The sequence below is a fragment of the Limnospira sp. PMC 1279.21 genome, from assembly GCF_032349615.1.
In the GTDB taxonomy this organism is placed as follows: Bacteria; Cyanobacteriota; Cyanobacteriia; order Cyanobacteriales; family Microcoleaceae; genus Limnospira; species Limnospira fusiformis.
The window spans coordinates 1-10,876 of record NZ_JARPLU010000153.1 but is presented as its reverse complement, the minus strand read 5'-3'; the positions used below and the strand labels follow the sequence as shown (position 1 = coordinate 10,876).

The window sequence follows — 10,876 nt, the reverse complement described above, 5'->3', positions numbered from 1 at the left end:
TAGGAGGTTATTTCAGGCATTGCAGCCTTATTTGACTCCTAAACGTCTCGCACATAATAAATATTATAGCGGATAATCTCTGGTTGGTCGAAACTGCTGTCTGTTGAGGTCTGGGAATTCTTGGTGGGCAAGAATTGGCGGGGTTTGAGGCGATCGCCCTTCAGTAACACATTGGCATCCTCTGCTTTCGCGCTCTATGGCCAATGATTAGTGATCACCCAAGACAATCAATATTTAGATGGGCAGGGGGGCGGCGGAGTCCAGTTGTGGCAGAAGTTGAGAATAATTACACCTGATAAATCTCCCCTAATTGTAGTTGACAGATGAGGAAAAATAGCTCTCCGAACTCGAACACAACTCAGGTTAATGGGGATGTAAAAGCGATCGCTTCCCCGGCGCGAGCAGCCATCAGAAATCGTGGCGGAAAGGGGCTATGAGCAGATGGTGTTAGAAAATATCTATACAGATAGTCTGCGGATAGCTGTGCAACGGTCAAAAATGCTGTATCCTCTCACTCAGAGGGTTGAATCACCGGAGAATTGAATGAGAGAACGTATTGAACGATTAAAGCAAAATTTAGGTCGGACTATAGTTGGTAAAGAAGAGTCAATTCGCCTAACCTTGGTGGCGCTGCTGGCGGGGGGTCATGTGCTGTTGGAAGATGTACCCGGAGTAGGTAAAACTTTACTGGCTAAATCCTTGGCTCGTTCTATTGATGGAGTTTTCCAGAGGATTCAATGTACACCGGATTTATTACCAACCGATATTACTGGTACTAATATTTGGAATCCTAGCAGTGGTGAGTTTGAATTTTTGCCGGGGCCAGTATTTGCTAATATTTTACTTACTGATGAAATTAACCGAGCTACACCCCGCACTCAGTCGGCTTTGTTGGAGGTCATGGAAGAAAGACAGGTGACGATTGATCGGGTATCGCGCATGGTTCAGAAGCCTTTTTTTGTGATTGCGACTCAGAACCCGATTGAGTATCAGGGAACTTTCCCTCTCCCAGAAGCGCAAATGGATCGGTTTATGTTGTCTTTAACTTTGGGATATCCCAGTGAACAGGAAGAGTTGCAAATGTTGCGACGCTTGAGTGAGGGGGTACAGGTTGATGAACTTAAACCCTGTCTCAGTTTACAGGATATTCTGACTCTGCAAAAGGAATGTCAGAGAGTCCAGGTGGATGGGTCTTTACAGCAGTATATTCTTAATTTGGTTCGCGCTACACGGGAGCATGAGGATATTATGTTGGGCGTGAGTCCTAGGGGGGCGATCGCTCTTCATCGTACTACCCAGGCTTTGGCTTTTTTATCGGGACGAGATTATGCCGTTCCTGATGATATTAAATTATTGGCTCCCCATGTCCTTTCACATCGCTTGATTACTGGTGGTGGTCGCCGTTCTAAGACCGTTATTGAAGTCCTACTGCAATCTGTACCGATTCCATCCTAGGCTGCTACTGCTATTTATTAACTGCGACCTAAAATCTTCAGACGCAGCACAAGATACCCCTCTGTCTTTTATGGCTTTGAGGGGTTTTTTGGTGCTGCTCAGATGCTAACGATAGGTATGCGATCGCATTTGAATCACTGAGAAAACCTAGTTTCTCAGCATTATAGAAGTATCAAGACTAGACAATATACTACTTTCACAATTGCATCAACTCTGCTAATCTTCCGAGCCTACCTGTTTCAGATAAATGTGCTTACGTCCCAGAATAATCTCAAATTCATCTCCGGGTTGCAGATCCATTTGCTTCGTATAGGCTGACCCAATCAACAGGTTGTTATTAGATTGAACCGTAATTCTATAACTGGCAGAGCGTCCGCCGCGTCCATTTCCTTTTGGTTTCCCATCTAGTTCGATTCCTTCTGCCTCTATTAAGGCGTTAAGGAATTTCATCATATTAACTCGCTCTATACCGTCTTTGGTTAACGTATAGTATCCGCATTTTTTAGCTTTCTCTTCTTTCTTCATGTAGCCGAGATGTCGGACTTTTTCTAAGAGTTCTTGACCAGTGAGCTGTTGTGGTTGAGTTTCCGAATTGTTCTTCTTAGCCATGAGATCTTCCCTTGCATATTCGAGATGGTGTCATCACCCCAGTTATGGTTATCGCTCCGACAACCATAACTGTTCACGATGACCTGGTACCTGCATACCATCTTACACTAAGATTGCAGAATTATTTATCTCAATGATTAACATTTTTAACAGATGTAATCATCGGATAGCTGATTGTGTAAAGGCTTACCTGTTTGTGGTTTCCCAGAGCTATTACTCGCGCTGGTTGAGGTCAAACTCAGTTAGAATCTAGGCAGGACGGATTAAATAATGTTAATCAATGATGTATCCGTAAATTCCACTAGATAGATACGGATGAGTAGTCTAGGTTAAGGTTGGTAGCAACTGACGAGACTATCAAGCCAATAAACACAAAAATCACTGTTAATTTGAAAGGGATTAATGAAGTTAACTACTCGCGGACATTATAGTGTTAAAGCCTTGTTAGATTTAGCGGTGCTGCAAAACCAGGGTCCGATTTCGGTGCGAGCGATCGCCTCTCGGCAAAATATTCCCGCTCCCTATCTGGAAAAGTTACTAATTGAGATGCGACAAAGGGGGCTAGTAATTTCTGTAAGAGGCGCTCATGGGGGATATCAGTTGGCATATCCACCTGCTCAAATTTCTCTGGGACAAATTCTGGAAGCAGTTGGTGAGACCATAGAACCTTTATCTAACCATCAACCTGATGCTGAAAAAATAGAGGATTGGGTAACATTTACTCTCTGGAATCGTCTCCATGAAAAATTAAAGGAGGCTCTGTATAGCATCTCTCTGGAAGACCTTTATTATGATGCCCTCAGTTGGCAGGCGGCTCAGGGAGAGTCAGCTAGTTTTGTGGTTTAATTGTATGGAGGCAGTGAAGGATTACATGGCAGTCAATAAATGAGTGATTTCCCAACAATAGTAATTTTGGCAATAGCGGCTGGCTTGGATTATGCTATCGGTGATCCGTGGAATTGGCTGCATCCAGTTCAAGTTATGGGTTGGGTGATTACCAAATTCACTCAACCAGTTCTGAGATATTTGAAGAGTCCTTTATCTCAAAAGCTGGCGGGAATTTGGGTGGGGTTGATTTTGGTCATTGGTAGCGGATTGGTCAGTTGGCTGATGGTGGCAGCAGTTAAAACTATGACCGTGCAATTGCCGTTTCATGGTATTATCTGTGTGGGGCTACAAAGTATTCTTTTAGCTAGTTGCTTTGCTGCTAGGAGTTTGCGAGCAGCGGCTGAGGATGTACAAGAGGCTCTGCAACGGGGGGATTTGCCAACAAGTCGCCAGCGATTAAGTCAGTATGTAGGTCGAGATACCGAACAGTTATCGAAACCTGAAATTGAACGGGCTATTGTGGAAACTATTACCGAAAATGCGATCGATGGTATGATGGCTCCCCTATTCTATGGGATTATTGGTTTACTGATACCAGCAGTGGGAAGTGTTCCTCTGGCTTGGGCTTATAAAGCTGCCAGCACTCTTGATTCAATGATTGGTTATCGTGAAGCACCTTATACTCATATAGGATGGTTTAGTGCTAAATTGGAGGATGTTCTGACTTGGCTTCCTTGCCGCCTCAGTGTAATTACGGTTGCTCTGTTGTCCGGTCAACCTAGACGGGTTTGGCAAATATGTCGCCGAGATGCTATTCATGATCCTAGTCCTAATGCCGGTTGGAGTGAATGCGCCTATGCTGTAGCTTTGGGAGTACAATTGGGGGGAGTGAATCAATATGGAGGAAAAGTTAAACATAAACCTACTTTAGGAGATCCGATTTCCCCCATTACCTCAGAAACTATTGAACGGGCGCTGACCATCACCCGTCACGCGGTTTTTTTATGGTTGGGTTTGACTTTTATACTATTTATAATTAGGGCAATATTTTGGCAATAAAAATAAGGCATTATTGAGCCCATAATCTGGTCAGCATATATAGAGATGGGGCAGATATCTAAACCAGTCATTTTGTGAAGCAATCAACTTGAATCATGAGTAAAATTGTCGAGATTCTATCTGCTGAAGAAATGCGGCGAACTTTAAACCGTTTAGCATCGCAAATTGTGGAAAGGGGGGGAGATTTATCTAACCTGGTATTATTGGGAATATATACGCGGGGGGTTGCCCTTTCGGAAAGGTTAGGGAACCAAATCAACTTGCTGGAACAGTTGACGGTTCCTCGTGGCGCTTTGGATATTACTTTTTATCGGGATGATTTAGATAAAGTGGGGATGCGAACTCCCGCACAAACTAAAATCCCTTTTGACCTGACCGGTAAAAAAGTGGTTTTGGTGGATGATGTAATTTATAGTGGTCGTACTATTAGGGCGGCTTTGAATGCGGTAATTGAATATGGAAGACCGGAGACTATCCAACTGGCGGTTTTAGTCGATCGCGGTCATCGACAACTACCCATTCAAGCGGATTTTATTGGCAAGGAACTCCCGACGGCTAGGGATGAACAGGTGCGAGTATATCTGGAAGAGGTAGATGGATACGATCGCATAGAATTAAAGTCAGAATAAGTCCAAGGTATCCATATTAATTAGGAACTGTGAAAAATGGAATTTTCCACGGAAAGCCGCAAGGCTGATCATCTGCGAATTTGTTTAGAGTCTGATGTACAATTCCGCCAAAAAACCAATGGTTTCGATCGCTATCGGTTTACCCACTGCTGTCTACCGGAAATTAATCTTGGGGAGGTAGAGGTCTCCACAGAGTTTCTGGGTAAGTCCCTGGGTGCACCGTTGTTAATTTCCTCGATGACTGGTGGCACAGAACAGGCTAAACTAATTAATACCCGCCTAGCCAGGGCTGCTTTCAAACATAAAATTGCCATGGGGGTGGGTTCCCAAAGGGTGGCAGTGGAAAAGCCAGAATTAGCCCCCACTTTCGCCGTGCGATCGCTCGCTCCTGATATTCTGCTATTCGCTAATTTGGGCGCAGTTCAACTAAACTATAGCCATGGCTTAGAGCAATGTCAGCAGGTAATTGATATTCTGGAAGCCGATGCCCTAATTTTGCATCTCAATCCTCTCCAGGAGTGCATTCAAACCGAAGGCGATACTAATTTCCGAGGACTACTTGACAAAATTGCCGATTTATGCTGTAGCCTGCCAGTTCCGGTGATTGCCAAAGAAGTCGGTAACGGCATATCAGCTACTATGGCTAAAAAGCTGATAGATGCGGGAGTAGCTGCCATTGACGTGGCTGGTGCGGGTGGTACGTCTTGGGCAAGAATAGAAGGACAGAGGGCGACAGATCCTCGTCAGTGGCGCTTAGGGGAAACTTTCGCAGATTGGGGTTTACCGACGGCTGAGTGTATCACTGAGGTGAGGGCAAACTCTCCTGATATTCCTCTGATTGCTTCTGGGGGACTCCGCAACGGTTTAGATGTGGCATCAGCGATCGCTTTAGGTGCTGATTTAGCGGGTTTAGCGTGGCCTTTTTTACAGGCGGCGGCTGAGTCAGAGGCTGCTGTTGATAGTTTGGTAGACATTCTGGTAGCCGAAATATCCACGGTGCTATTTTGCACGGGAAGTAGAACCATTAAGGATCTTCAGCGACCACAAGTTTTGAGAGCCATATATTGACTCGCCGCCTACTAGGTAGGGGGAGGGGTTGGCTGATAGGGATTGGTTGGTTAACCGACCCCCAAAATGGGACAGTAGAGCATAGCGCCCGTCCCAGCTATCAGTTATTGAGAAGTGAATTTAGCCAAAGGCCAGAAAGGGAACTGTTGATTAGCCTGGAGGTTGACCCCTTGAATGTTGTTTTGGGCGAAAACATGGATTTTGTCTTGCCATAGGGGAATAAAAGGCACATCCTCAGCCAGGAGTTGTTGAATTTCGTGAAAGATAGCTTGTCGAGTCTCAGGATTAGCTTCAGTGCGCTGTTGTCGAATTAACTGATTCATGCGATCGCTATAATAAAAGGACCCATGATATTGACTAGCACCTTCGACGCATCCCGTTTCGGGGGAACCATTAGCACAATCCAGAAAGGGGTGTATATAGTTATCAGGGTCCAAGAAATCCGCATACCAATCGAGAATAAAAGTGGGATAAATTCCCTTCTCCAAATTTTGAAAAGCCGTAGTTGTGTCTACACTTTGGGGTTGTAACTGTAAAATACCCCCCAAATTATTATCAGATAAAGCCTTGAGAGTAGCCGCCAACTCTTGACGTTTCTGGGAGTTCGCACCATACCAAAGTTCAACTACAGCGGGGTTTTCGGGAGTAAATCCCGCCTCTGTTAACAGTTGTTTAGCCTGCTCAAAATTAGCATCTCCGTAGGCTTCCTTAAACACGGGAAGGTAACTTTCAAAAGTAGTAGGAATCAGACTATAAAGAGGTTCAGCTTGTCCTCGCAGCACCCTTTCATTAATTAAGTTTCTATCGACTAAAGAGGCGATTGCCTGTCGCACTTCCACCCGGTCTAGGGGTTCGCTGTTCACATTTAATACTATATAATTAATAGTATTTCCATCAGCAGTAATTGCTTGCCATCTTCCCTGTTCAGCGCCTTCTAATAAACTCGCAATTTGGTCAGGTTCCAGGGATATATAAGCGATATCGACAGCATTAGTTCGGAAAGAATTAAACAAATTAGCAGGACTAGAAAAACGTTGTAAATCGACACCTTGATTAGCTGTTTTATCCCCCCAATATTGTTCAAAAGGATTGAGGCGAATCAGATCTACACCATATTCTGTTAAAACATAAGGTCCGGTTCCGACAAAAGAATTAGGCCGAAATTTCCCAGGTCCAATTTCATAAGCACTAGGGGAAACCGCACAAGCTCCCGAAAATGCTAATAGGGAGGGGAAAGCCGCAAAGGGACGCTTGAGTTTAATAGTTAATTCATATTCCCCGGTGGCAGTAATCTCATCAACAATATCGGAGAGTAAAGAGGAAGGGGGTCCGCCGTTTTCAATAAACCGCCGCAGGGAAAAAGCCATCGCCTCAGCATTAAAGGGCGTGTCATCATGGAAAAGAACTCCCTGACGTAGGGGCATAGTATAGGTTAGCCTATCGTCGCTAATGGTAGGAAAATCGGTAGCCAGTTGAGGCTGGAGTTGGGTAGTTCCCACTTCATAGGCGTAGAGGCGATCGCCTAAATTATACAGAAGATTGCCAGAAATAACCTCATAGGCATCGGCTGGATCGATAGTGCGGAGAGTTTGGGTAGTACCAATAATAATCCGTTCGTCGCCGTTACTAGACCCTGGGGTAGTAGTGGTTTGATTATTGGGTTGACCGCAACTGATAATGAGGAAGCTAACCAAGCCAAACAGTCCTAAAAATTGCCATAGGACTCGGAACCGTCGCCGACTACCCCTAACCAAGTTAGATAACAGCATCTGGTGTTTTTTGTGCATCTGATGAATGTTTTAATTTAAGGCGCGCCGTGCTAGTTTAGCATAGGTTTTTACTGTCTGATATGGCATTTCCAAATCAGTAGCGATCGCTTGTAGAGATTCCCCCAACTCCCGACGCGCCAGAATAGTCGCCCAGGTTTCGGCTATGTCGGTGGCGCGGTTTCCCCCGGTGCGCCGTCTTTGGGAACGGAAAATTTCGGTTAATTCCAGAATGCGATCGGCTAGTATTTGTTGAATAGTAGAGATAGGCTGAATATCTTCTACTAACCAGCCTAAGCGAGTTTGTCCTAAACCAAAGGGGGTTTTATGTCCCGTTCCACAGTAGGGGGCTAGTTGTCCTAGGGCGTAAAATAGCTGTTGCTGCTGTTGGATATTTCCAGAAAACTTGGTTTTGCTTTTCTGGGAGGTAGCTAATTCAATGGCTCCGGTGAACCCGGTTACCATTCCCCGTTTTCCGGCTGCGACTTTGACGGACTGTAGGTGATGACGTTGGAGGATGACAAACTCATCGACCCATTCTAAAAATAAGTCGCGATCGCATTTGATGTCAGAAAAATCATTCCACCGCCGCAGGTAGCTATGGAAGAGGTTAACTGGAATTGGTAGGGGGAGATGATGTCCTTTGTGACGAAAACTGGTGGGAGAGAGGAAACTTAATTTCAGGTTTCCGGTTTTGGGGGACTGCTGTTCCCACAGTTGCTCATAGGTATTGGCTTCCAGGAAGACTTTACAGGAATTGATAGTTAGGGGGGCGTTTCTGAGTTCAATGCGGGGGGGTAGGTTTTGGGTCCATTTCCCTAGCCACTGAACTACCGGACGAGATAACCCCGTGACATACCAATGATAGAGGCGATCGCCTTGTAATTGCAGATTTTTTCCAGAGGTCATTAGGGAACCGGACAACCCTGAAATCGTAAAGGCTTTTTCTGATTGTCCATCATGGAGATATTGGGAAAGTTCTGGGTTAGTGTTACGCACTTGGTCAAGAAACCAGGCGTGTAGACCAATGGTATATTGGGGGTAAAGGGTATGATTGTCCGTAGCTGTGAGTTCAAATTCCAAACCTACCAATTCGCTTTCGGTAGACCACTGGGAATTTACCGAGGGATGCTCACGGTTACGTTTCTTAGGGTAAGCCATAACAGTTGATGGTTTTTGGGTTCGGTTAACATAACCTTTTGTTGACAATGGTATGGGACAATACATAATGGCAGCAGTTTTTTTGATGCCATTGCTGTGTATACTTTAGCCATAATGTATATCTCCCACCCTCAGACTACTACAGAAACGAGCGATCGCTCCCTACTCCAGCAACGAATCAGGATTGAATCTCTAGTTAATGCCAACCAGACCCCAGCCAATGAACCCGCCACGGGTTATGATATAATCGAGGGTCTAGCCAACACCTACCAGCCCAAAACTCTGTCCCCTAAGTATTTTTATGATGATCAGGGTTCTCTGTTATTTGAAAAAATCTGCGAATTACCCGAATATTATCCGACCCGCACAGAAACGGCTATTTTAAGGGATTTTGCGTCGGAAATTGCCACTTTAACTGGTCCGACGGAATTGGTAGAGTTAGGGAGTGGTAGTTCTACTAAAACTCGGATTTTATTAGATGCTTACCAAAGTTTAGGCTATCCTTTGCGTTATCTTCCCATTGATATTAGTGGGGGTATTTTGGAAACTAGCGCCTATCAATTGTTAGAAGATTATCCATCTTTACAAGTTCATGGAATTGTAGCCACCTATGAACAGGCTTTAGCGACATTAGAACCCGCACCGCTTCCCAGTCGCATGATTTGCTTTCTGGGTAGCACCTTGGGAAATTTAACCCCAAGTGAGTGCGATCGCTTTTTCTCACAAATTACAGCCGCTTTATTACCAGGGGAATATTTCCTATTAGGTGTGGATTTACATAAACCTACCGATATTTTAGAAGCCGCTTATAATGATAGTCAAGGGGTAACGGCAGCTTTTAATTTAAATATGCTGTCACATTTAAACCATCGTTTTGATGGTGATTTTGATATCAACAACTTTGAACATTGGGCTTTTTATAACCTAGAAGAACATCAAATTGAGATGCACCTACGCAGTCTCTGTCAGCAAACTGTACGTCTGCAAAGTTTAAACCTGACCGTCAATTTTAGCGCCCAGGAAACAGTCCGCACCGAAATTTCCCGAAAATTTGAACTAGAAAATATGCAGAATTATCTCAACCAGCAAGGTTTACAACCCGTCAAGACTTGGACTGATAGTAACAATTGGTTTGGTCTAATTCTGGCTAAATGCAAGGGGTAGGATAGGAAGTATATCCTGTAAAATTGATGCTCCCAGCCCGAGCGCCCTCTCCCAGAAGGAGAGGGAGTTCCATTATCAATAGAAATGGGTGATGTGTAGCCCGAAAAGCTAAAATTTATTGAGATCGATGCCAGCCTCTTTAGCCATAGCCTGTAACCCTTTCTTCTCAATAGTTTTAATAGCCTTAGTGGAAAGTTTCAGACGTACCCAGCGCTTACCTTGGGGCCACCATATCCGTTTCCACTGCAAATTAGCTTGTTGTAGTTTATGACTACGACGGTGGGAGTGAGAGACAGCCATTCCGTTATTAGCCCGTTTTCCTGTAAGCTGACAGACACGAGACATAGTACCCTCCAGTTGAAAATTAAATGCAAACCCTTATTATAAGCGATCGGGGGCTAAATCAAGTGAGATAGTTGGAAATGTTGGGTTAGGCTAGATAGTGCTGTGCGAGACGTTCAGGCATGAAATAGGGGTGTAATACCCGAAATAACCGCCTGGTAGGGACTTCAGCCCCTTGGTTGAATATAAGAAGCTCGCTTCTGAACATCCCTATAACTGTTTATATGTCCCTAAATTTAGTATCATAAGATACAAAATGAGGCAGGGAACCCAAGGTCAACAAACCCTGTAACAATTCTTAACATTTCTTAACAATCAGAGGGACGGGAAACCGAACCTAGGAAAAGACGGGGAACCGTACAGGAATGAAGGGAAATCAGGGTTGAGGGTGACGGCGATAGCCACCCCCAGTTTCAAGACCCACAAACCTGGGATTGAAGCGGGGAACGGAAGGCTCCGAGGTGTAACCTAACACCAGAAACGAGACCACTGCCAACCATCTACGATTAGGGGAACCTAATGTCTGACATGAACCACCGTAATTAGCCAGTAGCGTAATGGGTTGATACGCTGCGCCCAAAAGGGCAAGGGGAACAGCAGGGGTTTTGTACTACCACCTGCATAGACCTTTAAAGTACCCCGGTGGACAGGACAAATCTAAGGATGGAACGCCCATATAAACGGAACGTTTTAAGTCCCCAAGTGCTCTGAGGGAATTGGTCGAAGAACTCAGTAGTGACAAGTGTAAGCGTATGGTGCGAGACGTTCGGGTATGAAATAGGGCTGAAATGCCCG

General features: G+C 44.8%; 12 protein-coding genes. 6 read left to right on the top strand and 6 right to left on the bottom strand.

The genetic code is table 11. The annotated features are described in order from the left end of the window. Nucleotides 1–38: 38 nt before the first annotated feature. Both P5683_RS19110 and P5683_RS19105 read right to left on the bottom strand, forming a co-directional pair. Nucleotides 39–170, bottom strand: coding sequence for a hypothetical protein (locus tag P5683_RS19110; protein ID WP_273247593.1), 132 nt, complete (start codon nt 168–170; stop codon nt 39–41). Between the two features lie 188 nt (nt 171–358). Next, entirely contained in the window at nt 359–496 is a 138-nt protein-coding gene (locus tag P5683_RS19105; protein WP_192808266.1) for a hypothetical protein, read from the bottom strand. Between the two features lie 47 nt (nt 497–543). Here P5683_RS19105 and P5683_RS19100 point away from each other — a divergent pair, with 47 nt between their 5' ends. After that, nucleotides 544–1,455, top strand: a complete 912-nt coding sequence (locus P5683_RS19100) for a MoxR family ATPase (RefSeq protein WP_006623534.1) — start codon at nt 544–546, stop codon at nt 1,453–1,455. Between the two features lie 216 nt (nt 1,456–1,671). Here P5683_RS19100 and P5683_RS19095 read toward each other — a convergent pair whose 3' ends face one another. Beyond that, the gene (locus P5683_RS19095) at nt 1,672–2,064 is read right to left on the bottom strand and encodes an AbrB family transcriptional regulator (RefSeq protein WP_006623535.1); all 393 of its coding nucleotides are present in this window, start codon (nt 2,062–2,064) and stop codon (nt 1,672–1,674) included. A 402-nt stretch (nt 2,065–2,466) separates the two neighbouring features. Between P5683_RS19095 and P5683_RS19090 the strand changes: the two genes are divergently transcribed. The 4 genes from P5683_RS19090 (at nt 2,467) to fni (ending at nt 5,648) form a co-directional block, all read left to right on the top strand. Beyond that, complete coding sequence (locus tag P5683_RS19090) at nt 2,467–2,910, top strand: Rrf2 family transcriptional regulator (protein WP_006623536.1); 444 nt, start codon at nt 2,467–2,469, stop codon at nt 2,908–2,910. Nucleotides 2,911–2,949: 39 nt separating this feature from the next. Further along, nucleotides 2,950–3,951: an adenosylcobinamide-phosphate synthase CbiB gene (cbiB, locus tag P5683_RS19085; RefSeq protein ID WP_006623537.1), complete on the top strand. Its 1,002-nt coding sequence runs from the start codon at nt 2,950–2,952 to the stop codon at nt 3,949–3,951. 95 nt (nt 3,952–4,046) lie between these two features. After that, entirely contained in the window at nt 4,047–4,580 is a 534-nt protein-coding gene (gene pyrR / locus P5683_RS19080) for a bifunctional pyr operon transcriptional regulator/uracil phosphoribosyltransferase PyrR (RefSeq protein WP_006623538.1), read from the top strand. Nucleotides 4,581–4,616: 36 nt separating this feature from the next. Further along, entirely contained in the window at nt 4,617–5,648 is a 1,032-nt protein-coding gene (gene fni / locus P5683_RS19075; RefSeq protein ID WP_006623539.1) for a type 2 isopentenyl-diphosphate Delta-isomerase, read from the top strand. Between the two features lie 104 nt (nt 5,649–5,752). Here fni and P5683_RS19070 read toward each other — a convergent pair whose 3' ends face one another. Both P5683_RS19070 and cas6 read right to left on the bottom strand, forming a co-directional pair. Continuing rightward, the gene (locus tag P5683_RS19070) at nt 5,753–7,435 is read right to left on the bottom strand and encodes an ABC transporter substrate-binding protein (RefSeq protein ID WP_006623540.1); all 1,683 of its coding nucleotides are present in this window, start codon (nt 7,433–7,435) and stop codon (nt 5,753–5,755) included. 12 nt (nt 7,436–7,447) lie between these two features. Next, nucleotides 7,448–8,575 (bottom strand): CRISPR-associated endoribonuclease Cas6, encoded by a 1,128-nt coding sequence (gene cas6, locus P5683_RS19065; protein WP_006623541.1) that lies wholly within the window; start codon nt 8,573–8,575, stop codon nt 7,448–7,450. Nucleotides 8,576–8,689: 114 nt separating this feature from the next. Here cas6 and egtD point away from each other — a divergent pair, with 114 nt between their 5' ends. Beyond that, on the top strand, nt 8,690–9,739 hold the full coding sequence (gene egtD / locus P5683_RS19060; RefSeq protein WP_006623542.1) for an L-histidine N(alpha)-methyltransferase: 1,050 nt from the start codon (nt 8,690–8,692) through the stop codon (nt 9,737–9,739). A 108-nt stretch (nt 9,740–9,847) separates the two neighbouring features. On the opposite strand, the gene rpmB is transcribed toward egtD, so the two are convergent. Next, nucleotides 9,848–10,084, bottom strand: a complete 237-nt coding sequence (gene rpmB, locus P5683_RS19055) for a 50S ribosomal protein L28 (protein WP_006669318.1) — start codon at nt 10,082–10,084, stop codon at nt 9,848–9,850. Between the last annotated feature and the right edge of the window lie 792 nt (nt 10,085–10,876).